Source organism: Desulfoluna sp. CLI2B (assembly GCF_056847375.1).
The window spans coordinates 1,121,604-1,143,498 of the sequence record NZ_CP186557.1; the positions used below are offsets into that span (position 1 = coordinate 1,121,604).

The following is a 21,895-nucleotide window of genomic DNA, read 5'->3' on the forward strand; positions in this document are numbered from 1 at the left end:
GCCCAGACCACCCGGGGCTTCAACCACACCCTCAGGGTGGAGCACACCGGTGGGCCGTTGGGGGGCGACATCAGCTACTCCAAGTACACGGCCGAGTCCAGCTGGTTCTTTCCCGTTGCCTGGAAGCTCATCGGCATGCTCCATGGTGAAGGGGGCCTTGTCCATGAAAACAGCGGCGGGTTTCTTCCTGACTACAAGAAGTTTTACTTAGGGGGCATCAACTCCCTGCGCGGCTTCGACTTTGAGGATGTGCACCTGGAGGACGATGAAGGCAAGACCATCGGCGGTGAAAAGTACGTTCAGTTCAACGCCGAACTTATCGCCCCCCTGTTCGGGGTGGACGGTCTGGTGGCCCTGATCTTCACCGATGCGGGTAACGTGTACGAGGAGAACGGAAACATCGATCTCTCGGACCTTCGTCACACCTACGGCTTTGGCTTTCGCTGGTACTCGCCCATCGGTCCCATTCGCTTCGAAAGGGGCTACATCGTGGATCCCGAGCCCGACGAAGGATCGGGACGCTGGGAGTTCACCATGGGCACGGCGTTCTAGATCCAAAGCATACTGCGGAATCAAACGGGGGTTATTATGCGATGCATGACCAGATGCCTGATGGCATTGGCTTTCCTTGCTCTTCTGGGGGGAAACGTTCAGGCCGCGGACGTGGCAAAAATCGGCGTGGTGGATTTCCAGCGCGTGCTCAAGGAGTCCAAAGCAGGGCGTGAGGCTGCCGAAGCCCTTCGAACCAAACAGGCAGAACGCACGGCGGAACTCGGGCGCCTGAAAAAACGCATCGGGGTTCTGCAGGGTGAACTGGAGAACCTTGAGCTTTCCGCCACCACCCGCGAGGTGGGCGAAAAGCGCAAGGAGCTGGAGACGCTTTTAGGCGAGTTCAAGGCGGCGGACAGGAAGTACAGCCGCCTTTTTGAAGATATCGAACCGCAGGCGGCGGAGTTCCGGATCGGACCTGGCCGGGATCATCGACCGGCTCGGTCGCAAAGGGGGCTACCTGCTGATTGTTGAAAAAAAAGAGGTGCTCTACGCCCCCGAATCCATGGACATGACAAGCAGGCTCATCGGCCTGTACGATAAGGCATACGAAAAGAGGTAAGATGAAGCGGACCGTTCAAGAAATCGCCGACATGCTGGGAGGAACCATCATTGGTGACGGCTCCCGGGTTGTCACGGCTCCGGCGCCTTTTGAAGACGCAAAAGAAGACCAGGTTGTCTTTGCAGGGGATGCAAGCTACCTGAAACGGCTCTCGGAGACCGGTGCCGGCACGGTGCTCGTGCCCGAAGCCCGGGACGACAGCGACAAGGCACTCATTGTGGTGGACAACCCCCGGGTGGCCTTCATTAAGGTCATGGAGTTTTTCTCTCCCAAAGGGGACGTAACCCACAAGGTGAGCCCCCGGGCGTTTATCGGTGAGCAGGTCACCTTCGGTGGACCCGTTGAGATCGGTCCCGGCGCGGTGATCTGCGACAACGTCACCCTGGGTGCGGGGTGCCGCATTTTTCCCGGGGTGGTCGTGGAAGAGGGGGCCCGCCTCGGCGACGGCGTCACCCTGAAATCAAACGTCACCATCGGCCACGACTGCATTCTGGGGGATCGGATCACGGTTCACTCCGGAAGCGTCATCGGCAGCGACGGGTACGGGTTTGCCCCGGAAGGGACAAGCTACCGGAAAATTCCCCACACCGGCATTGTCCAGATCGACGACGACGTGGAGATCGGGGCCCTGAACGCCATTGACCGGGCTACCTCCGGGCGGACCTGGATCAAGCGCGGGGTAAAAACCGATAACCTGGTCCATGTGGCCCACAATGTGGAGGTGGGGGAAGACACCCTCCTGGTGGCCCAGGTGGGCATTGCCGGCAGCACCACGGTGGGCAACCATGTGATCCTGGCTGGCAAGGCGGGGATCTCCGGCCATATTCATATCGGCGACAACACCATCGTCGGTCCCGACGCCGGGGTGGTCAAGTCCCTGGGCGAGGGCGAAGTGGTCTCCGGAACACCGGCCATGCCCCACAAGCTGTGGTTGAGGCTCATCAGCCTCATGCCCAAACTGCCCGAGCTCAAGCGCACGGTTTCCCGCCTCGAAAAGCGGGTCTCCCGCCTTGAATCCGGCGAGTAAAGGCCCAGGGAAACGGGGGGCTTCGCTGCTTCCCGTTGCGAGGTTCCCGCGTAAGGTATACACTGGTGGGGACCTTCGGTGCCTTGTACCGTGATATTAGAACCGATCAAACGAACTGTGAGAGCATTTGCACCGATTTGGTGTGCACAATATATTAAGGACGTGCCATGACAAACATACACCCGACAGCCATCATTGACCCAACGGCAGAGATTGACGACGATGTCGTCATCGGTCCCTACACCATCGTCAGGGGCAACACCTCCATTGGAGCCGGAACCGAGATCGCCTCCCATGTGGTCATCGACGAGCACACCAGCATTGGCCCGGACTGCCGGATTTTCCAATACGCCTCCGTGGGAGCGGCTCCCCAGGACCTGAAGTTTAAAGGCGAGGTCACCCACCTCAAGGTAGGGCGGGGCACCGTGATCCGCGAATTTGTTACCATCAACCGAGGCACCGGCGTGGGCGGCGGCATCACCGAGGTGGGGGCCGAGAACTTTCTCATGGCCTATTGCCACGTGGCCCATGACTGCAAGACCGGGCGCCGGGTGATCCTTGCCAACAACTCCACCCTGGCAGGCCACTGCGAGCTCGGGGACTTTTCCAACATCGGCGGGTTCACCGCCATCCACCAGTTTGTCCGCGTGGGGGATTACGCTTATATCGGCGGCAAGTCCGTGGTGGTGAAAGACATCCCCCCGTATGTGATTTCCGCCGGGGACCGCGCCACCCTCCACGGGCTCAACAAGGTGGGCATGCGCCGAAGCGACTTTTCCGAGGCCACCATCACCGAACTGAAGCGTACCTACCGTCTCCTGTTCCGCATCGGGCTGACCCTTAACGAGGGCATCGAGCGGGTCCGGGCCGAGGTGAACCAGATTCCCGAGGTCGTGGCTTTCGTCGATTTTATTCAGAACTCCAGCCGAGGGATCACCCGCTAACGATGACACCCGGCAGACACGGCACCGGCACGGCTGACCGGGCACCGGAAAGGAATCACGCCATGAAGGTGGGGATCATTGCGGGCAACGGCCAGTTCCCCCTGCTGTTTTCGCGCGCAGCAAAAGAGAAGGGCTACCGGGTTTACGCCGCAGCGATTAAAAACGAAGCACTGGCCGACGTGGAAGGGCTCTGCGAGGAGACCGAGTGGATCCACATCGGTCAGGTAAAAAAATTGATCCGCTTTTTCAGGGCCCATGGGGTGGAGGAAGTGGTCCTTGTGGGCGGCGTCACCAAGACCAACGTCTTTCGGGATATCCGACCGGACACCAAGGCCCTGGCCTTCCTCGCCCGTATGCGCCATACCAACGATGACACCCTGCTGAGCGCCTTTGCCCGGCTCTTGGAAAAAGAGGGGCTGGCCGTGCGTTCGTCCACCTTTCTGGTGCCGGAGATCCTGGCCGACGCCGGACTCTGGACCCGGAAACGCCCCACCGATGCCCAGGCCAAGGACATGTGCACGGGCTGGCATATCGCCAAGGAGATCGGCCGCCTCGATGTGGGGCAGTGCATCGTCATGGGCGGCGGCTCGGTGCTGGCCGTGGAGGCCATCGACGGCACCGACGCCACCATTCGCCGGGGGGGTAGCCTGGGAACCGGCGACGCGGTTCTGGTCAAGGTGAGCAAGCCCACCCAGGACATGCGGTTCGACGTACCGGCCGTGGGCCTGAATACCCTTCAGACCATGAAAGAGGCCGGGGTTACCGGGCTGGTGCTGGAAGCGGGCCATGCCGTGGTATTCGACCGCGACGCCATGGTGACCTATGCCGATAAGAACAACATGACCATTGTGGTGGTGGACGGCTCTCCGTCGTCCTGTCCCGTCCTCGGTGGGAAGTAAGGCACCGCCAAGGTTTTTCTCATCCAAGCAGCCCTGTCATTGATCACCCCGTGACTCCCGGCGGGGTGAGCCTCTCTGTTGATTCATCCATGCCGTTTCGTTGACGTGCGGTGTGCTGCTCGCCCGAAAGGGGCGGGCCTAAGGTAAGATACATTATCACTATGAAACTATTTCAGGAATTGACCGCCGGTGAACGGCATCGCAAAATTCTGAGGCTTATCCGCAACAGCTGGGCAAAGCTGGGGATCTCCATGGTTTGCATGGCCTTGATCTCGGGCTCCACCGCGGCCCTGGCCTTTCTGATCAAGAATATCCTGGATGATATCTTTATCGCCCAGAATGGTGTGATGCTCAAGGTGGTGACCTTCGTATTACCTGGATGGTGCGCCGGGATGTCCTTGCCAAAGAGTACTTCATGAACAACGTGGGGCAGACCATCATCACCACCCTGCGGAACGAACTCTACGGCACCATCCAGGACCTGTCCCTCTCCTTTTTCCAGAAGGAGCGGACCGGGGTCCTCATGAGCCGCATCACCAACGACGTCACCCTTATCCAGGCCATGGTCTCCACCTCGGTGACCGCCGCCATTGAGCATGTGTTTACCATCATCGGCCTTACCGGGGTGATCATCTACCGGGACTGGAAACTGGCCCTGGTGGCCCTGGTGGTTGTGCCGGTGGCTTTTTATCCCATCGTGAAGCTGGGCAGGCGGGTCCGCAAGGTGAGCACCGGCACCCAGCAGTCGGTGGGGGAACTCAACACCTTTCTCCACGAGACCTTTGCCGGGGCCAAGATCATCAAGGCCTTCGGACGGGAAGAGTACGAGAAGCAGCGATTTTACAAAAAATCCTGGGACTTGTTCCGTTTTGAGATGAAAAAGGTGAAGGCCAAGGCCCTCTCCTCGCCCGTGACGGATGTCTGCGGTGGTCTGGGGATCGCGGCGGTGGTCTGGTACGGCGGCCACGGTGTGATTAAAGGCACCTCCACCACCGGGACCTTTCTCTCCTTTTTGACGGCTGTCATGCTGCTTTATGAACCCTTGAAAAAACTGAGCAAGCTCAACAACACCGTTCAGGAGGGGCTGGCCGCCCTGGACAGGGTGTTTGAGATCATCGAGATGGAGCCGGAGATCACGGATCGTCCGGGGGCTGTGGAGCTTTCACCGAGTTCCCACCGGGTGGCTTTTGAGGATGTTACCTTTTCCTATGGGGAAGACCCGGTGCTTAAGGGCATCAACCTCAGCGCCGACCCTGGAGAGGTCATTGCCCTGGTGGGGATGAGCGGGGGCGGGAAATCCACCTTTATCAATCTTATTCCGCGCTTCTACGACGTGACGTCAGGGCGTATCGCCATTGACGACGTCGATATCCGCAACGTGACCCTGGCTTCTCTGCGCAGCCGCATCGCCATGGTGACCCAGGACGCCATTCTCTTTAACGAGTCCATCCGGGACAACATCGCCTACGGCAACAGCGATGCCACCTGGGAGGACATCGTGGCGGCATCCAAGGCGGCCTATGCCTATCGGTTCATCATGAGCCTGCCCGACGGTTTTGATACCCGCATCGGTGAGCTTGGGAGCCGTCTCTCCGGAGGAGAGAAACAGCGCCTCTGCATTGCGCGGGCCCTGCTCAAGGATGCCCCCATCCTGCTGCTGGACGAGGCCACCAGTGCCCTGGATACAGAAGCAGAGAAGGTGGTGCAGGATGCCCTTGAGAACCTTATGAAGGGACGAACCACCTTTGTTATTGCCCACCGGCTCTCCACCATCCAGCACGCCGACCGCATTGTGGTGGTTTCCAAAGGGGAGATTGTGGAAGAGGGCAAGCACGACGAGTTGCTTGCAAGGGACGGGGAGTATGCCAGGCTCCATACCATGCAGTTTGCAAGGCGGCGTGCCGGAGAAAAGAGCTGAACCGCTCGTATCTACTCAGCCCCGAAGGGAGCCTCCGGCGGTACGCTGGCGAGACCTATTGAAATCCACGTGCGACCACGGCTTTTTTATTAAACCCGTCTTTATAAAATCAGCGCAAACTAAAAAAGGCGACCCTTTTCAGGGTCGCCTTTTTTGCATCTGGGGATCAGCGGTTGAGGTTAGTCGTCACCGTTGATTTTGTCGCGGAGTTTACCGGAACACTTGAAGGTCACTACCTTGCGATCCCGTAAGATCATTTCGGCTCCGGTGGCGGGGTTGCGGCCCTTTCGCTCACCCTTGGTTTTGATGCAGAACTTGCCGAAACGGGAGATGAGGACATCCTCGCCTACGGCCAGGGTGTCTTTCATGATGGCCAGCAGTCTCTCAATGATATCTACGGAACGCTGCTTTGAAAATCCCATCTCGCTTACGCGCATCACAATGTCGTTTTTTGTAAGTGTCATACCAACATACTCCTGAAATTTTTGCTGCTTTGAATGCCCCACTTGCGGGCATTGATAATACATATGGTGAGTTTTAGACCCGGCGTCCCCTAATCGGGGTAGGTGCCGTGTCTGAAAATATAGTCAAAATAATAATCGTCGTATCCCTGGTCCACGGAGGAGGCGCACCTGTCCTCTTCCTTGGCTTTGAGGGAACGTTTCCAAAGATCCCGCGCGTATTCGAACAAAACGGTCTTCAGCAACTCGGGATTGGGCGTGATTTCACAGTTGTCCACCACGAACTCGCCGGTTCCGTCGATGAGAACCCGTGTACTCCGTGCAAACTCGGTGTCATCCATCTCTCCGGATTCATGCATGGCATAAAAATCGGAGATCACCTTTTTGGCCGTTCCTTCAATGGCGTCGATACAATTCATAGCTCAGCTGACGATATCCTTGGTCTGTGTGGCTGTTTCGGACATCCACGGCTCGGCCTCCCTTAATTCCACGATTGCAACAGCATGGTGTGTTGCAACGCGGATGGGCTACGACATCATGTATGCCGTCGCCCCTTGAAAGAAGGATTTTGTGCCTCCGTGACGGATGTTCTTACACAAAGTTTTTTTAGATATACGGATATGTTATCCTTGTCAAGCATTGAGTGTAAAAGATCTTCTCGACTTCAAGTCCCGATACCGGGAGACCCACGTGTGACGATGGTTTCTGTCATGCACGATGCGGTTCCCTTCCGGGGATGCAACTGTCACGATTTCCCATACCCACGTGTGGTTATATCGTTTGAGGGTTGCCTGTCAAGGGGTTTGTCCCCCATCAAGGCTTTTGGTATGCAATATGAAAATCATGCGGGGGAACAGCTTTTTACCGAAAGCCTTCCGGGGACAAGGCGCCCCTTGGCAATTGATTTCCTGCTCTAAAATTCATATGCTCGGCGGAAAAGGATTTGTCCCGGGGCATCCCGGGAAGGGGTTGCCATGGGTGGAGGGCGGTTGACAATCATGGTGTTTCAATGTGTATGGGAGTGAATATGGGTAATGAGGAGCTTGGCCGGGCGACGGTTGAGGTGGTGCGCCGCCTCCGGGATGAAGGGGTGACAAACCAGGTGGTGTTGATGCGGCATTCGGCACGCCATTACAGCGACGACCCCAGGTTGGAGCCTTTTATGGGGCTGACGGACGAGGGCAAACAGGCATCCCTGGCCTTTGGGCAAGGCCTCGGGGCAGAGATGCCCGTCACCCCGTGCTCCAGTTACATAGGCCGGTGCATTGAAACCGCCTACCTCCTGCAACGGGGAAGCGGCTGCACGGCGGATAACCTCAATACCCTCGAAGAGGCCCTCTCTCCATTTTATGTAAAGGATTTCGAGCGCACCGTGGGCCTGATTCTGGAATACGACCTCACCGGGTTTATCCGGCGCTGGATGGACGGGGCGTTTCCCACTGAGGTGATGGAGCCGGCAGACCATGCCGCCTCCGTCATGCTTTCCTTTGCGGACGCGCGCCTTGCTGAAGGGGATCCGGGCCTGACCGTGGCCGTGACCCATGACTGGAATCTGTTCGCCGTTAAAGAGTATGCCCTGCAGCTGGCCCATGAAACCTGGGGCAAGGTGGGATACCTGGAAGGGGTGGTGCTGTTTCGCGACGGTGAGCGGCTTATGGCTGCCAACCACCAGCGGGAACCCGTTGCCGTGGATGAGGCCCTTCGGTCGGTAAAGGAGATGTCGGCGGTTCATGGGTGAGGACAGGAAACCAAAGCAGCGGGATAAACTCCGGCGCCACCTTGCCTGGCGGGTGGCCAGGGCCGTTCGTGAATATCACATGGTGGGGGAAGGGGACCGCGTCATGCTCTGCCTCTCCGGCGGGAAGGATTCCCTGGCCTTGGTGGATCTCATGGTCTCTTACCGACGGCAGTGTAAAGAGCATTTTGAGATGGCCGTGGTCTTCCTTGATCACGGGTTCCCGGGCTTTGATGAATCGTTTCTGCACCGGCACATGGCTGGGGTGGACCTTCCCTTTGAGGTGATTCGCCAGAATATATGGAAGACCCTTCAGGAGAAATGCCCGGACGGCAAAAAAATGTGTGCCCTCTGCGCCCGGCTCAGGAGGGGGGCCCTTTATGCCCACGCGGCATCCAACGGATTTTCCCACCTTGCTCTGGGCCATCACATGGACGACATGGTGGAGACCCTTTTGCTCAACCTTTTTTATGGGGGGATGATGAAGGGCATGCCTCCGAAGCTGGTCACACGCAAAGGGGATTTGACCGTGATTCGGCCCATGGCCTTTGTGGCTGAGGCGGATATCGTCCGGTACCAGCGCCTTGCCGGGTATGAAACAGCGACAAAGGACCTGTGCGGGGCAGGTGAAAACGAAAAAAGGCGCGAGATCAAAGAGATCCTTGCCGGGTGGCGGAAACAGCATCCCGGCCGTGTGGAGAAAATTTTTCACGGGATGGGGCACGTGGTCCCTTCCCATCTTGCGGACACCTCGCTTTTTGACTTTTAAGCAGCAACGGTCCGGAGTAAAGTAGACCGTTAACCCATGTATCTCCAACGATGAGGAGCCGATGGCCATGATGCCTACACATCCGCCTGCACATGCCGGGGAGTTTCCCCGGGCGTTGTCCTGCCCTGCGGGCACAGGTTGCTTTATTCCCATGGAAACCAGGGATTGCCCGAGGAAAAAGGGAGGGCGTACCGGAAAGGCCTGGGAGCCCGCGCGCAAGAAGGGGCTCGCCACCGAAGCGGTGGGCCACTCCGGTGGCGGGGTGGTCATTGTCTGCGCCTCCTGCGGGTTTCCCATTACGAGGGATAACGATCGCATGGAGGTGGGAGGATCCCATACCCACGGCTTTGCCAATCCCCATGGGCTCTATTACGAGATCGGATGCTTTTCTTCGGCTCCGGGTTGCAGCTTCTCCTCGGATTCGTCCGCTGAATTCTCCTGGTTTGCGGGGTATCGGTGGCGACTTGCAGGTTGCCGGGGATGCGGTTCCCACATGGGGTGGCTCTTTGAGTCCAAAACCGGTTCCTTTGCGGGCCTGATCCTTTCCGCCCTGACCCGGGAAGAAGAGGGTGGGGAGGCGAGAGGGTGAAAAATAAGGCCAAATGGCTAAAGGCTAAGGGTTAAAAGGCTAAAGGGCAAAAGGTGAAGGGCTAAAGGGCGAAGTATTGGGTTCGTCGATTTGGTGTTATGGCGAAAAAGAGATTTTCAGGGAGGCAGTTTTTGGCACAGCGTATTGTTTTTTGCGATTTTGACGGCACCATCACCGAGCAAGACGGGTTTGTGAGCGTATGCAAAACCTTTGCACCCGAGGCGGTGAAAACATGGCTTCCCGGGGTTATGGACGGGAGCATCACCCTTCGGGAGGGACTCACCAGGATCCTGGAGACCATTCCCTCTTCGCAGTACCCGGCCATGCTGGATCATTGCGAGACGGTTCCCATGAGGCCCGGGCTGGAGGAGCTTATCGACTGGCTTGCCGAGCGGGAGGTGCCCTTTGTGGTTATCTCCGGCGGGCTCAAGGGGCTGGTGCTTCGAAAACTTGGGGACCTGGCCCACAAGGTCGCGGCTGTCTATGCCCCGGACCTTGAGGTCAACGGGTCATTTTTAAAGGTTGTCAGCGATTTCCCCGGCGAGACAGAGCTTCTGGCCAAGGCCGATGTCATGGCTGCCTATACCTTTGATGAGTCCGTGGCCATCGGCGACGGCATTACCGATTACAACATGGCCAAAACGGCTGATCGGGTCTTTGCCCGACGGCAGCTGGCCGAGCACATGGAGGCCCATTGCCTTCCGTTCCATCCCTGGACGGATTTTCATGCTGTTCGGGAGGTCCTGGCCTCGGTGTGGAACACGAAGTGAGTTGCTGCCCTGTGGCCGTTTGGGCTATCTGCCGTCAATGACAGCCATTGTCGGACGTGCCATGCAGTGGATAGAGTGGTAGAAATAGAAATTGTCCGTTCCTCGGGGGTGTGTTAAGGATGAATCCACGGGGGGCGGTATATGTTGTAACTGCCGGGTGATGCACGTTAAATCCGATGCTTGTACGTCGGGCCACGGCAGTTTGTGTGCAGGAAAGGGAAACAAGCCAAACCCGTCGTGAGGCGGGGACGGAAAGCCACGGGTCTTGGTGGGTCAAGACAGCCGGGTTGCCCCCCGGGTAATTTCGGCTCATCCCATGGGATGGGCTTTTTTTATGGCTCTCGTCTATACGGACGGGGGGCGTGGCCGGTGAGGGCTTGGGCCCGTTTCCCTTCGGTGGTCTCTTTTTTCGTGGGGATGCGTATGAGTTCGCAGTGTTGTCGTCGGGTGCCCGTGGGGTCCAGTACACCCCGGGCTATGGGGTGTTGGACTAGATCATGGGTGATGGTGGCCTGCCTCTTTGTGTTTTGCGCTGGCGCGCCCAATGCTGCGGGAAGCGAGGTGCCGGATGCTTCATCCATCTCCTGGGACCGGTTCAGCGACACGGTTATCCCTTCCTGCAGCCGTAATCTGGGGCGCAACCTGTCACCAACGGCCGCCGACCTGAATGGAGACGGGTGGGCCGAGCTGTATGTGGGGGCGTATGGAAAGCGGGTGACGGCCCTGGCCTGCGCCGCTATGGGGGGAGGAGCCTCAGGCGTTTCCGCGAATCCTTTGGATGCCGTCACCATGTCCTATGAAAGCGATACCCCTTGTGTGGCCCTTGCCGATATCGACAATGACGGAGATACCGATGCCGTCTGGTTTGATTTTCGTCCCATGGACACCCGCGTGTCATCGGTCTACCTGAACAGAATGGTCTTCCTGAAAAATCAGGGGAGCCCTGTGGCTCCCGACTTCCAGATGGTGCCCGAGGAAGAAAACCCCTTTGCGGGCATTTCGTCCGAATGGCAGGGCACACCAGCCTTCGGTGATTTCGACGGAGACGGCGATGCGGACCTGATCTTCGGTGATCGGTCCGGCACGTTTCGCTATTGTCGGAACCTGCTTGTTGAGGAAGGGGTGCCCGTCTATGCAGAGATGATGGGACGGCTGAATCCCTTCTTCGGCATTGATGTGGGGGACAACTCCAGTCCAGCTGTTCTGGATGTGGATGGTGATGGCGATCTGGACGTGGTGTCCGGCGAGATCCGCGGGGGGCTCCGGTGGATTGAAAATACCACGGCATCTGGCGGTCCCCTGACCTTTGTGCTCAGGGAGCCATCCCGGTGTCCTTTTGCGGCGTTGTCCGTGGGGATTGCCACCATGCCTGCCGCCCTGGATTTGGACGGTGACACCGATATGGATATTGTTGTGGGAAGCAGTCAGGGTCGCCTGGCCTTTTTGGAGAACCCCTCTCTTCAGCCCGAGTCACCGCCACTCCAGGTGGGAAGCGCTGTGCCCCAGACCCATCAGGAGGACGTGGATCTGTCCGATGCACTCCTGGCGCTCAAAACCTTGGGGGGCGCCATTGCAAAGGCCCTGGACCCCAAGGCAGCCCAAGGGGCGGGCAACGGAGAAGATTCCCGGGAATGAATCGCGCCCGGCATTTTTCCAAAGATAACTCACAGCAACATCTCCTTAGTGAGTTGGGTTGACCGTTTTTCCATGAAGTATCTGGATTAGGGTGGCTTTTCCATACCATATGCCCTTGCAAAGGGAGCATTGCGGGTATATTTTGAGTATATGCTCATAATTGCTGCCGGGAGCGGAGGCACACGGCCTCTGACCTTTACCCACGGCGCCGACGTTTCAGTTTCCAAGGACTGTTTTTTATCCTTATAAGGTTACCATGAATTCATCACACCCCACAGATCCCATGACCTCTGCCATTTTGGAGAGTATTTCCGACGGCGTGTTCACCGTGGACGAAGCCTGGCGAATTACCAGCTTCAACCGCGCAGCCGAAGCCATTACCGGTGTGGATCGTGAGGAGGCGCTGGGGCGGCCCTGTTGCGAGGTGTTGCGTGCAAGCCTCTGTCAGTCGGCCTGTCCGTTGAGACAGACCATGGAAAAGGGCAAATCGCTTCTGGATATCCCGGCCTGGTTTGTGGATGCCGATGGGGAGCGGGTTCCGGTGCGACTCTCCACGGCCATTTTGAGAGACGCCGATGGCAAGGTCCTGGGGGCTGCCGAGACCTTTCGGGACCTTCGGGAGTCCGTGGGAACGGATCGGATCCGGGAGGCCATGCGGCGATTCGGGGATCTCACAAGCCGCAGCCCGAAGATGCAGCAGATTTTCGCCATACTGCCCAAGGTGGCGGCCAGCAGGAGTACGGTTCTTATCACCGGGGAGTCCGGTACCGGCAAAGAGGTGCTGGCCCGAGCCATTCACGGGGCGGGTCCCAGGGCTTCAGCGCCCTTTGTTGCCCTGAACTGTGCGGCGTTCCCCGATACCCTCATTGAAAACGAGCTTTTCGGGCATGAAAAGGGGGCTTTCACCGGTGCGGATCGCAAGCGGCAAGGCCGCATTGCCCAGGCCGGGGGAGGAACCCTTTTTCTGGATGAGATCGGAGACATCTCATCGGCCTTTCAGGTGAGGCTGCTGCGGCTGTTGCAGGAGCGAACCTACGAGCCCCTGGGGACGGGGCGGACCGACAGCACCGATGCGCGGTTTCTTGCCGCGACGCATCAGGACCTGTCATCCCTGGTTCAACGGGGGCTGTTTCGAGAGGATCTGTTGTGGCGGCTGGATGTCATTCGGATCCAATTTCACCTGCCCCCTCTGCGCGAACGCAAAGAGGATATCCCCGATCTGGCAGACCGGTTTGCCCGACGGTTCGGGCGACTTGCCGGGCACGAAGAGATGCGGATCCACCCGGTGGCCATGGAACGGCTCCTGGCCCACGACTGGCCGGGAAACGTTCGGGAGCTTGAAAACCGCATCGAGCGGGCCGCGGGCTGTGCACCAATGAAATATTGCCGGAAGGCCGCCATGGAGACTCCTGAGAAGGCGGGGAAAAAACAGGAAGGGTTGGTGTCAGGCCGGGATGCTGCGGAGATTCGCATGATTCGTGATGCTCTGTCCCGTACCGACGGGAATCGCACGGCGGCCGCCAAGATCTTGGGCATTCATCGGAGCACCCTCATCCGCAAACTGGCAAGGTATGGGAAAACAGGACACCGGACATAGAAAAATGGGGCCGGTGGTCACAAGGAAAAAGGGCAACCATTCGGTACGGGCGAACGGCATGGTTTGCCCTATCCTGTATGGCCTGTTGCACCTTTGCGACGGTTGCAACAGGGGGTGATGCAAGGTTGCGACAGTTGCCGCAGGCCTGTGTGAAGATGGTTTTGAAACTATGATGCATGATATCGATGTATTGAGAACGGGAAAACCTTTTGGCATCGTTTATGCATTTTTCTCCGGGTAAGAAAGGAGGTCTGCGATGATAATCGCTCTCTGCGTATGGCAGAATCGGATAGCACCGGTGTTTGATGTGGGAACCACCCTGCTCCTCGTTGAGCTGGAGGGGAACCATGTGGTACGCCGGACCATGGAGAGGGTCCCTGAGGATCCAGCGGGAAAGATCCACTGGCTGGTAACGGCGGGGGTCTCGGAGCTGATCTGCGGGGCTGTTTCCCGGCCGATCCGGATGATGCTGGAGGCAGGGGGGATTGTGACCCACGATTTTCTCGCAGGCGATGCGGATGCTCTTCTCGCAGTGCGCCTTGACACCGGAACAGTACCCGATCATTTTCGGATGCCGGGTTGCGGAAGGAGGCGACGGAGAAGGGATGGACGCGGAAAAGGACAACATCAATGTAAAGGAGGACGCCATGCCTCGAGGTGATGGAACAGGACCCAATGGACAAGGACCGCAAACCGGCTGGGGAACCGGCCCGTGCGCACGGAGCAATCAGGGAATTCAGCAGGGTGGCCGAGGCGGTGGCCGGGGTGGTCGCGGCTTAGGCGGTCGTGGTGGCGGCGGAGGAGGGCGATGCAGAGGTGGCATGGGAGCTGGCTTTGGTCGTAACCCCATGCCGGCACCACCCAAGGAGACCCCCTCCGACGAGTCTTAAGCACGAAATCTACCGGGACGGTTTTGCCCGGAGGCTGTGAGATCGGCAAAAAAAAACGGCCTGATGCAACGGTGAACTCTGCAGTGTCGGGCCATAAGGCCGGTCTTGCCCGGAAAGAGGGCATCCACCCGCGAATTTCAAGAGACGGGAACGAGCTTTTCACAAAGGTCGTTCCCGCTTTTTTTTATCGGGAGAGCTCCCTGGGGCTTTCTTCGAATAGGTCCTCATCCTCTTCAATGGTGAGACCTGCCGGGCATTTTACCAGGATTCTTGTGCCCGACCCCTCACGGGAGTGGAGGGTCAGGGTCCCGCTGAGGAGGTTGACCCGCTCCTCCATGCTTTTAAGGCCCATTCGTTTTTCTTTCAGGGCAGACACCATCCTTACCTCGGGGTCAAAGCCCTGACCGTTGTCTTCGATGCGGAGGATGATGTCCGGGTGGGAACAGAGCAGACGGACCTTGATAATGCTGGCCTCTGCATGTTTGGAGGCATTGTTCAAGGCCTCCTGGATGATTCGGAACAGGTTGATCTTGGTGTCGGTATCAAGCTTGATTCTCTCAAGGCCTGCGGTGTAGAGGTCCACCGCAATACCCGTTTTACCGCTGAATTCGACGCAGTACTGGTCGATGGTTTTCACAAGGCCGATGTCCGTCAGGCCAGGTGGCCGCAGGTCATAGACAAGGTCCCGTATGGAAGCAATGGTATTCTTCAGGATTTCAGAGAACTTTTTATTGCGTTTTCTCACATCCCAGGGGATGTCCTTGTGATTTTCAAAGAGGGTGTCGCTTCGGATGATAAGGGACGCCAGGTCTTGGGCTACATTGTCGTGGAGGTCCCGCGCGATGCGCCGTCGTTCGTTTTCCTGGGCTTTGATGAGCTCTTGCGTCAGCAAATGAATCTGCTCGTGGGCCAACTTTAAACCGGTAATGTCCCTGGAATAGAGCGCCAGGCGATCCACTTTTTTTTCGGAGTTGAACACAGGGTAGATGGTGTTCTGGTAGTAAAGCCCGTTTAACTGGCTCTCGAAAAGAGCCGGTTCCCCTGTCATGAGTACCCCTTTGAGATGGGTGGTGGTTGTGTCAACCATGGCTTCTGGGAAAAAGTCAGCGATTCGGGCCCCTTTCAGCGTGATTTGATTTTGTTTCATAAATGCGGAAAAAGCCTTGTTGACGGAGATGATGGTGCCGTCGGACTGGATAAGCAAGGCCAGGTCGCTGGTGGCGTTGAGCAGGGCCCGCGCGATCTCTTCACTCTCCCTCAGTGCCACCTGGGCCATGGTCCGATCTCGGAACAGTTCATCAATGTCCGACTTGATTAAAGCGATGGCATCATAGACCGTTTTAAAAGGGTGCTCATCGTCCTTGGGCTCAGTTAATTCTTTACCGCCTTCGACTTCCCAGTTGATGTTGCCTAAAAAACCGTTGAGCTCATCGGCATAGTGTTTAACCGCGTTTTTTCGGCCCACTTTTTTCGTAAAAAGACCGGATGTTGCGAAAGATTTATTTTCTTTATGTTGCTGGATTGTTTCCATTGCCTCATTGAAGCTATCGGCAAACACAAACGAAAATGGACTGTTGTAAACTGCGACACTTAATCCTGCCCGCAAAAGCCGGTTTGCACCATAAACAATCACTTGACATATCTCTGGGTATTTCTCAATCCACTCGGCAAACAAGCGAGAGTGTTTTTTCCTTGCCTTCAGGGATGACCCCTTGAGTTCTTTGATGTCATTTACAAGGTAATATGGGTGCCCAGAGAGCCCGCAGCTTTTGAATATTTTTTCTTGCAGCTCGTATACAGGCAACACATATTCAGCGCTGAGATATCCTTTGGAAATTTTGTGAATTATGTTGTCGTTAATCAGTTCGTATTGAACAGAGTATTCTGGAAATGAGGCTTGCCAAGTCTTTCGGGTAAAGCGTTTGAGTGGAATAAATTCTTCTTTTGCTTTTTGAAAGAATGGGAAAGTGGATTGAATTATGCGATTTATCTTCCGGCCATAAGGCTTTTTTTCTTGGTTTTCAGTTAAACGAATATCTTCGATAGTATTTTTTTTAACATTTGCCGTGCCATGAAAAGCTTGTGCTCTCCATGCTGCTTGCTTTACGGCAGCGGAATAGTTTTTTTCAACAGTAAGGCCGAATTTGATGATTCTAAACTGCCGCGTAAGGTTGGCTGCAAGCATCATTATGGGGGATGGAGAGCATAGTACAAAGGTTTTGAGTTGTCTGAGGTTGTTTAAATAATTGATATAATATTTTCTGGCCTCTTTTGTCACTCCGGTGACGCCTGTAAAGTCACCAATATAAAATAGCTCTTTTTCTTTGGGCAAATAAGCGTGGATAATACTTTTGGTAAAGTCCGTCGATTCTGCAACGACGTCGAGGGTCGAAAAGCCGTTTATTTTGACGAATAAAATACAATCCCCAATGATTTTTAAAGAAAATAAATAACTTTCTCCGAAAATAAGGTCGGTCCATTCAGGGCAGGTATATGTTGTCAGCCCGGTGTGTGGGCAAATGGACTCTGTTAATTGGTACGTTTTATTTTTTTGCTTTTCAAGCATGGCTTATCGTGACCGTTCATTGGTTTCAAAAAAATAGTCGTGGAAGATATCGTGAAAATCAACTTCGAAATTATTATCTTACCATACGCATATAAAAAAAACATTCTTGAGTGAAGTAGAACATTGTCGTTTTTTGTGACTCTGTTGATGTGTGTTCCAGATTTGATGTTGTATCGGTATTACTCAAGAATTAAAAGTGGTATGAAACTTAATATTATCTTCTGTTACAGGTCAGTAAATTTTATATTTATGAGCCTTTCGTCATCTCGTCAAGTATTTCTTGCTTGAGAGGCTTCTGATGAACAATGCCGATAAACATTAATTCCCCAGGTATTAAACTGATAATGTCCGAGGATTGGGTATACCAGTGGTGGAAATAGTCAATGCAAGAGATTAGATGAATTGTTTTTTATTCTCCTGCAAAGGCATTACAACGCCTTTGCAGGAGGTGGGTGGTGTTGGTTCTCTATGGCTAAATTTTGTTTAGAAATTCATCGATAAATTGAGCTACCTGTTGTGGCTTTTCAAATTGCAATGCATGAGCCGTATCGATGAATTTGAGTGTGTTGCTTGTGTTGGTATCAAACTGGTTACCTATGACAGAAACGATTTTCTTGTTGTCTACAATTCGATCATGATTTGCGAGTATGGCAATGGTTGGGCATGTGTTTTCTTGAATTGCTGAAATTGCAAGGTTTTGAATTTCATCCATAATGTTGGCTGATTTAAGTGTGATTTTTGTCGTTTTGAGTGTGTCGCCCTCAATATAATCAAGCCACGACTCATTCATGGTGAAGTCCGCAGGCTCCATAGGGATGGGAAAGCTACGGAACCATCCGATTTGGTGCTGAGGTTAAATTTTAAAAAATCATGTCCATCATCACATTTTCAGAAATGGTAATCACCGAACGGAACCGCTCGTTCCAGAAGAATCCCGGTGTCATAAGAATCAGGCTGTCCGTTTTTTTTGTAAGCTTTGCGGCGGCGATGGTTGCGTATTGTGCACCCTGGCACCACCCAGCAAGGTGTACGCGGTCAAAGTGCTTCTGAAGGAAGGTCACGTGCCGAACCACATCGTCAATGACGTGGTGGATGGTTCCGAGTCACCACGGTTTCAATCGCTGCAACTTCCCGGTCGGCAGCCATGATCGTGATGTTGTCGCGGCGATTTCGTAACGCCTCGGCCAAAGGAGCCTGCCAGCCCGAGTGACTCATCCCTCCGTGGAGGATAAGAACGACGTCTTTCCCCTTGTCTTCTCCCCAGATTCGGTAGTGAATAGGGTACCCGTCGGGCATTGTTAGGGTTGCGATGCGGGGGGACCCGTCATTTATCTGTTTAGGCATTCTTCCTTTGACGCCCAGGCCCTTGCTCCATGTATCCGGTGGGACGCATTCCAAGCCCCGGGCCGTTTTCAGGAAGTAGGGCCGGCGCAGGTTGAGGGTGCCCTTCCTGCTGAAAGTCAGGGTGGGGAAAGCAGGCTCACGGTCCATCAGGTAGTCTCCGAAGCCCCCCTCGTGGGCAATGAGGGATTTTCCGGCCATGGATGCCGCAATCAGTCCGCATCGGGTGAGTATGGATGTTTCTCCGACATGGCACCCGATAATGATTTTCCACCCCATGGAGTGCAGGGTGTCCATGAGTGCTTTGGTCCTTAGCAACCCGCCTACACGCGATATTTTGATGTTGGCGATAAATTGTCCGGGAAGGTCGCGATAGCTTTCTAATTCTCCTATGGTGCAGAGGCTTTCATCCAAGATGACAGGGAGTCCCGTCTCTACAGAAAACTGGCTTAGCATCTTTGGCATTTTCGCCTTTAAAGGTTCTTCAACGGCGAAAAAATCGCCCTTGAGTTGGTTGATGTAGGAGACGGCTCCGGCCAGGTCCTCCTCCCAAAGGTTGTTTGCGTCCAGTCGTATCCTGATTCCCTCGGCCTGGTGTTCCTTTGCCAGTGTCTCTAAAATAGTCAGTTTTTCTTGGTCCTTTTCCATCTCTCCGCAGAGCTTTACCTTGAAGTCCGTCATTCCCTTGGTGAGGTAGAGATCGATCTGTCCTTTAAATTTCCAGGGTTTTTCGTTGCCAAGTACAGCAGAGTACCGGGTGGACAGTTCGGGTTCGGCAAGGCTTAAGAGTTTCTCCACCGACTGGGAACGTTCCTGTGCAAAAAGGTCGAGGAGTGCGGTTTCCACAGCGCACCAGGCCGATGGGTAGGTATCAATAAGCGCGTTGTTATTATCTACCCACCGGGTGATATCTTCAATGTTGCGAATAGAGAGAGCATCGTCTGCGAATTTCTGGGTGACCCATGCCAGGCTCGTTTCCAGATCGTCTCCCGCAACGTAAGAGCGGGGACAACCTTCGCCGTACCCTGTGAGTTCTCTTCTGCGAGCTTGCACCCATATGCTTTCGCCGTTTTTTCGCGATGCACTGGCGTGGCGAACTGTTGTTTTTAAGGGGATTTCAAGAGCTGTTGATTGGATTTGAACAATTTCTGATTGGTATTTTGAGTACATCATTTGTTCCTTGTCCTATTTAATTCTGTAGACATTGAAGCTTCATGCGGGCTACTTAGCCAAAGCGGAAACTACGATATTATCAGTGAACTCGTACTGCAATGAGTTTGATTGGAATTCTTTAAATTGCTTGATTATGTTACTCTTTAAGTGCTTTCGATGCCTCAAATGGAAAGCATGTTGATCTTGGACTTAGTATTTAGCGTGACCTATGGGATAAAGGTGCTGTGTCGGCGACGTGTTGCATGAAATCATCAAAAAAACGATTGTTTAGTACCCAGAAATGGTATCGTTTTTGATAGTTGAATCCAGTCCGATCGACCCAGTCTAACGGGTGAATAAGCACAGGTGTTCGGTGTGTCTTGTAGTTCTTTATGAGTATATTTAGTGCGTTAGTGAGTGTGTGTTTGTCGAGTATGTCTGGCCTGACAATGCAGACCTTTATGCAGTTGGTAAGTTCCGACATGTTAAGAGCGATATCGGACGTGTTTACTATGAGTATGGCTGCGGTTACGTTTTTGTGACGAATGGCCCATATTTGCCGGTTCCTGTTTAACCCTGCATGGTTGTATCGCTCTCTTAGAGCTTCAAAAGGGGCTTGCCTTTGAAAAAGATCTAAAGCTTCAATTAACATACCTTTAGATGTCTTATTGTAGTATGCCTCCAGTTCAGTCAGGTCTTTTTCGGTCGCTTCATTTAGTTTCCATTCGTCTGGGAATTTTGTATCATCATTACTCTCGCTTTTAAAATAGACATATGCAAATAAGTCCGAGGAACAGATTTTAGGGTCGTTTTTTTTCTTTCTAAAGCCATCGAAAAAAAAGTTAGGAAAATGATTCTCCGGCCTAAAATAGCATATTAGATATTTAAAGCAGTCAGGTTGGATATATTGCGATGCAATAATGTAGTTTCCAATTTGGTTAAGAACACCAAGTCCAACTCTTATAGATGCACCTTTTAAAGCTGCGTGGTGATGAACAAGCCAAGCTCCTTCTGAATATCTGAGCATTGAAATATGTCCCATTGTTCTTCCATTTTCTTGATACGCAACATGACAAGTAACATTTGATGGTGTCGAGTAGATTGTTTCATAGGTTTTCTTTATATTTTTCTTGTTTTCAAGAAATAGTCTGTATTTATTTTTGTAAATAAAGCCTGTTTCAAAAAAAAAACGCCATAAATCATCTTCTTCTAACGGATAACATATTCGAATGTCTCTGTTTTCTGCTTTGTGGACCATGGTCTGGAGTTTTCTATGGTTTTCAGGTGACATCTCCAGAAATGAGATGTGACATTTTTCTTCTTTTTTAGTTTTGTACTTTTGAGTGCAGCATTTTGTTACTTGAGCCGTTAATGGTAATCTATAGAGGTCGCCAAGTGTAATTGCAGCATCCTCCAGTAACATTCCAGGGATAAGAGGAGGGGTTTCTTGGTGGAGTGTAAGGTGCATATCTACTGCCGAAAGCGAATCAATAACAGCTGTACACACGGTTTCTGTCAAGGGGTGAGAGAACACAAAGTCAGGAGCAGGAATCATTTCAAATGACTTTTTTCCAAAACATTGACCAGTGTGGGGATCAGGTATCGATTTTGCTGGCTTTAAGTTTATAATGACGCTCTCTCCATGGTATTCCATTCTGAGAAATTTTGCTTCGGTTTGAAAAAGGGGGATCTTTTTTTTGCAAAACGTGAGGTTCAGGGTCTCTTCGGGGGTGATCCCACTGAGATAGTGGGCACTCAAGGGAGAGAGTGTGATTTCGATGGCATCGGGCTCAAGGGACGTCAGGCTCCCTTTGAATTTGATTCCCCTTTGCAGGAAATGAACCCGGATGTCCCTGAATGAACCCTGTACCCGTTGGCCTGTTTTGGGCAAGACGATGCTCAGCCCTGTTGAGCTTGCAGCTCGCAGAAGGGGAATCGCGTGAATTTCGCCGTTTCCATCGGGGATGATAAGGCCGGTAAGGTGCTCCGGGAAAACCCCTTGGGGAAGGGGTTGCAGGGGCTTGAAGGTCGGGTAATCGCTCAACACGGGCATGGGGTATGCTTCGATGCGGAATGATGTATCATTGTATGGCTCTGTAAACACAAGGGTAACGCTCTCTTCCTTGAAGTTGATGTGATTGAGAGCGTTGATCAGGTGTTTTTTGCTTACCTCCTTTCCTTTTAACTGTGTCGTTGATTTTTTGTTGACGTTGCGTGACGGCAAGTTGAGGGTCAATACTGCTTGCGATGCGGTCATGGTACGTTCTCCTTTGTCATGGATAGACCCCAACGCGGTGCACGCATGGGTTTCGGATTGAATTCGGATTGTAAAACACCCCGTAAACAGGTCAGCCGGTAATGCAATGCCTTGTATTGCCGTTGTCGCGATTCCATCTGTCTCTTTACGCCGCACATGTGGTGACGTTGGGAGGGGAAGCTTACACTGCTCCATGCTTCGGTAGAGTTTTCAGGTCCGTACGTGTTCACCACG

The 21,895-nt window shown here is 54.0% G+C and carries 22 protein-coding genes and 1 riboswitch; of the genes, 15 read left to right on the top strand and 7 right to left on the bottom strand.

Annotation, left to right across the window (positions count from 1 at the left end):
• The first annotated feature begins 36 nt into the window (after window positions 1-36).
• The 7 genes from ACOYW2_RS05590 (at window position 37) to ACOYW2_RS05620 (ending at window position 5,899) form a co-directional block, all read left to right on the top strand.
• Window positions 37-552: a BamA/TamA family outer membrane protein gene (locus tag ACOYW2_RS05590; protein WP_482422056.1), complete on the top strand. Its 516-nt coding sequence runs from the start codon at window positions 37-39 to the stop codon at window positions 550-552.
• Between the two features lie 60 nt (window positions 553-612).
• Window positions 613-1,023 carry an OmpH/Skp family outer membrane protein gene (locus ACOYW2_RS05595; RefSeq protein ID WP_482769701.1) on the top strand — a complete coding sequence of 137 codons (411 nt, stop codon included), beginning with the start codon at window positions 613-615 and terminating at the stop codon, window positions 1,021-1,023.
• Window positions 1,024-1,112: 89 nt separating this feature from the next.
• Window positions 1,113-2,138: a UDP-3-O-(3-hydroxymyristoyl)glucosamine N-acyltransferase gene (lpxD, locus tag ACOYW2_RS05600; RefSeq protein ID WP_482769702.1), complete on the top strand. Its 1,026-nt coding sequence runs from the start codon at window positions 1,113-1,115 to the stop codon at window positions 2,136-2,138.
• Window positions 2,139-2,305: 167 nt separating this feature from the next.
• Window positions 2,306-3,082 carry an acyl-ACP--UDP-N-acetylglucosamine O-acyltransferase gene (gene lpxA / locus ACOYW2_RS05605; RefSeq protein WP_180145922.1) on the top strand — a complete coding sequence of 259 codons (777 nt, stop codon included), beginning with the start codon at window positions 2,306-2,308 and terminating at the stop codon, window positions 3,080-3,082.
• Window positions 3,083-3,084: 2 nt separating this feature from the next.
• Window positions 3,085-3,981, top strand: coding sequence for an LpxI family protein (locus tag ACOYW2_RS05610; protein WP_482769703.1), 897 nt, complete (start codon window positions 3,085-3,087; stop codon window positions 3,979-3,981).
• Between the two features lie 161 nt (window positions 3,982-4,142).
• Window positions 4,143-4,400, top strand: coding sequence for a hypothetical protein (locus ACOYW2_RS05615; RefSeq protein WP_482422060.1), 258 nt, complete (start codon window positions 4,143-4,145; stop codon window positions 4,398-4,400).
• A complete protein-coding gene (locus tag ACOYW2_RS05620; RefSeq protein WP_482769704.1) occupies window positions 4,397-5,899 on the top strand; it encodes an ABC transporter ATP-binding protein in 1,503 nt (500 codons plus the stop codon). The genes ACOYW2_RS05615 and ACOYW2_RS05620 overlap by 4 nt, the downstream gene beginning before the upstream one ends.
• A gap of 179 nt (window positions 5,900-6,078) precedes the next feature.
• On the opposite strand, the gene ACOYW2_RS05625 is transcribed toward ACOYW2_RS05620, so the two are convergent.
• Together ACOYW2_RS05625 and ACOYW2_RS05630 are read right to left on the bottom strand one after the other, a co-directional pair.
• Window positions 6,079-6,363 (bottom strand): integration host factor subunit alpha, encoded by a 285-nt coding sequence (locus ACOYW2_RS05625; RefSeq protein WP_482417096.1) that lies wholly within the window; start codon window positions 6,361-6,363, stop codon window positions 6,079-6,081.
• Window positions 6,364-6,452: 89 nt separating this feature from the next.
• Entirely contained in the window at window positions 6,453-6,779 is a 327-nt protein-coding gene (locus ACOYW2_RS05630) for a hypothetical protein (RefSeq protein WP_482769705.1), read from the bottom strand.
• 608 nt (window positions 6,780-7,387) lie between these two features.
• Here ACOYW2_RS05630 and ACOYW2_RS05635 point away from each other — a divergent pair.
• The 8 genes from ACOYW2_RS05635 (at window position 7,388) to ACOYW2_RS05670 (ending at window position 14,345) form a co-directional block, all read left to right on the top strand.
• The gene (locus ACOYW2_RS05635; protein ID WP_482769706.1) at window positions 7,388-8,098 is read left to right on the top strand and encodes a histidine phosphatase family protein; all 711 of its coding nucleotides are present in this window, start codon (window positions 7,388-7,390) and stop codon (window positions 8,096-8,098) included.
• Window positions 8,091-8,864, top strand: a complete 774-nt coding sequence (ttcA, locus tag ACOYW2_RS05640; protein ID WP_482769707.1) for a tRNA 2-thiocytidine(32) synthetase TtcA — start codon at window positions 8,091-8,093, stop codon at window positions 8,862-8,864. Before ACOYW2_RS05635 ends, ttcA begins: the two co-directional genes overlap by 8 nt.
• Before the next feature lie 67 nt (window positions 8,865-8,931).
• Window positions 8,932-9,453 carry a cereblon family protein gene (locus ACOYW2_RS05645; protein ID WP_482769708.1) on the top strand — a complete coding sequence of 174 codons (522 nt, stop codon included), beginning with the start codon at window positions 8,932-8,934 and terminating at the stop codon, window positions 9,451-9,453.
• 131 nt (window positions 9,454-9,584) lie between these two features.
• A complete protein-coding gene (locus tag ACOYW2_RS05650) occupies window positions 9,585-10,223 on the top strand; it encodes an HAD-IB family phosphatase (protein ID WP_482417091.1) in 639 nt (212 codons plus the stop codon).
• Between the two features lie 215 nt (window positions 10,224-10,438).
• Window positions 10,439-10,518, top strand: a riboswitch (cyclic di-GMP riboswitch).
• Window positions 10,519-10,784: 266 nt separating this feature from the next.
• Window positions 10,785-11,858 (top strand): FG-GAP repeat domain-containing protein, encoded by a 1,074-nt coding sequence (locus ACOYW2_RS05655; protein WP_482769709.1) that lies wholly within the window; start codon window positions 10,785-10,787, stop codon window positions 11,856-11,858.
• Between the two features lie 256 nt (window positions 11,859-12,114).
• Window positions 12,115-13,455 carry a sigma-54 interaction domain-containing protein gene (locus tag ACOYW2_RS05660; RefSeq protein ID WP_482769710.1) on the top strand — a complete coding sequence of 447 codons (1,341 nt, stop codon included), beginning with the start codon at window positions 12,115-12,117 and terminating at the stop codon, window positions 13,453-13,455.
• A gap of 256 nt (window positions 13,456-13,711) precedes the next feature.
• Entirely contained in the window at window positions 13,712-14,116 is a 405-nt protein-coding gene (locus tag ACOYW2_RS05665) for a NifB/NifX family molybdenum-iron cluster-binding protein (RefSeq protein ID WP_482422067.1), read from the top strand.
• Complete coding sequence (locus ACOYW2_RS05670) at window positions 14,103-14,345, top strand: DUF5320 domain-containing protein (protein WP_482422068.1); 243 nt, start codon at window positions 14,103-14,105, stop codon at window positions 14,343-14,345. The genes ACOYW2_RS05665 and ACOYW2_RS05670 overlap by 14 nt, the downstream gene beginning before the upstream one ends.
• Window positions 14,346-14,529: 184 nt before the next feature.
• Here the strand turns inward: ACOYW2_RS05670 and ACOYW2_RS05675 are convergent, their stop codons facing one another.
• From ACOYW2_RS05675 to ACOYW2_RS05695, 5 genes are all read right to left on the bottom strand, one after another.
• Entirely contained in the window at window positions 14,530-16,911 is a 2,382-nt protein-coding gene (locus ACOYW2_RS05675; protein ID WP_482769711.1) for a PAS domain-containing sensor histidine kinase, read from the bottom strand.
• Between the two features lie 472 nt (window positions 16,912-17,383).
• On the bottom strand, window positions 17,384-17,701 hold the full coding sequence (locus tag ACOYW2_RS05680; protein ID WP_482769712.1) for an alpha/beta fold hydrolase: 318 nt from the start codon (window positions 17,699-17,701) through the stop codon (window positions 17,384-17,386).
• Window positions 17,702-17,771: 70 nt separating this feature from the next.
• Window positions 17,772-17,972, bottom strand: a complete 201-nt coding sequence (locus ACOYW2_RS05685) for a hypothetical protein (RefSeq protein ID WP_482422071.1) — start codon at window positions 17,970-17,972, stop codon at window positions 17,772-17,774.
• A 16-nt stretch (window positions 17,973-17,988) separates the two neighbouring features.
• On the bottom strand, window positions 17,989-19,425 hold the full coding sequence (locus ACOYW2_RS05690; protein WP_482769713.1) for an enolase C-terminal domain-like protein: 1,437 nt from the start codon (window positions 19,423-19,425) through the stop codon (window positions 17,989-17,991).
• A 196-nt stretch (window positions 19,426-19,621) separates the two neighbouring features.
• The gene (locus ACOYW2_RS05695) at window positions 19,622-21,661 is read right to left on the bottom strand and encodes a hypothetical protein (protein ID WP_482769714.1); all 2,040 of its coding nucleotides are present in this window, start codon (window positions 21,659-21,661) and stop codon (window positions 19,622-19,624) included.
• Window positions 21,662-21,895: the final 234 nt, after the last annotated feature.

Coding starts and splice junctions, on each gene's coding strand:
- ACOYW2_RS05595 (WP_482769701.1), top strand. CDS start 613: ATGGCATTGGCTTTCCTTGCTCTTCTGGGGGGAAACGTTCAGGCCGCG.
- lpxD (WP_482769702.1), top strand. CDS start 1,113: ATGAAGCGGACCGTTCAAGAAATCGCCGACATGCTGGGAGGAACCATC.
- lpxA (WP_180145922.1), top strand. CDS start 2,306: ATGACAAACATACACCCGACAGCCATCATTGACCCAACGGCAGAGATT.
- ACOYW2_RS05610 (WP_482769703.1), top strand. CDS start 3,085: ATGACACCCGGCAGACACGGCACCGGCACGGCTGACCGGGCACCGGAA.
- ACOYW2_RS05615 (WP_482422060.1), top strand. CDS start 4,143: ATGAAACTATTTCAGGAATTGACCGCCGGTGAACGGCATCGCAAAATT.
- ACOYW2_RS05620 (WP_482769704.1), top strand. CDS start 4,397: ATGAACAACGTGGGGCAGACCATCATCACCACCCTGCGGAACGAACTC.
- ACOYW2_RS05625 (WP_482417096.1), bottom strand. CDS start 6,363: ATGACACTTACAAAAAACGACATTGTGATGCGCGTAAGCGAGATGGGA.
- ACOYW2_RS05630 (WP_482769705.1), bottom strand. CDS start 6,779: ATGAATTGTATCGACGCCATTGAAGGAACGGCCAAAAAGGTGATCTCC.
- ACOYW2_RS05635 (WP_482769706.1), top strand. CDS start 7,388: ATGGGTAATGAGGAGCTTGGCCGGGCGACGGTTGAGGTGGTGCGCCGC.
- ttcA (WP_482769707.1), top strand. CDS start 8,091: ATGGGTGAGGACAGGAAACCAAAGCAGCGGGATAAACTCCGGCGCCAC.
- ACOYW2_RS05645 (WP_482769708.1), top strand. CDS start 8,932: ATGATGCCTACACATCCGCCTGCACATGCCGGGGAGTTTCCCCGGGCG.
- ACOYW2_RS05660 (WP_482769710.1), top strand. CDS start 12,115: ATGAATTCATCACACCCCACAGATCCCATGACCTCTGCCATTTTGGAG.
- ACOYW2_RS05665 (WP_482422067.1), top strand. CDS start 13,712: ATGATAATCGCTCTCTGCGTATGGCAGAATCGGATAGCACCGGTGTTT.
- ACOYW2_RS05670 (WP_482422068.1), top strand. CDS start 14,103: ATGCCTCGAGGTGATGGAACAGGACCCAATGGACAAGGACCGCAAACC.
- ACOYW2_RS05675 (WP_482769711.1), bottom strand. CDS start 16,911: ATGCTTGAAAAGCAAAAAAATAAAACGTACCAATTAACAGAGTCCATT.
- ACOYW2_RS05680 (WP_482769712.1), bottom strand. CDS start 17,701: ATGAATGAGTCGTGGCTTGATTATATTGAGGGCGACACACTCAAAACG.
- ACOYW2_RS05690 (WP_482769713.1), bottom strand. CDS start 19,425: ATGATGTACTCAAAATACCAATCAGAAATTGTTCAAATCCAATCAACA.
- ACOYW2_RS05695 (WP_482769714.1), bottom strand. CDS start 21,661: ATGACCGCATCGCAAGCAGTATTGACCCTCAACTTGCCGTCACGCAAC.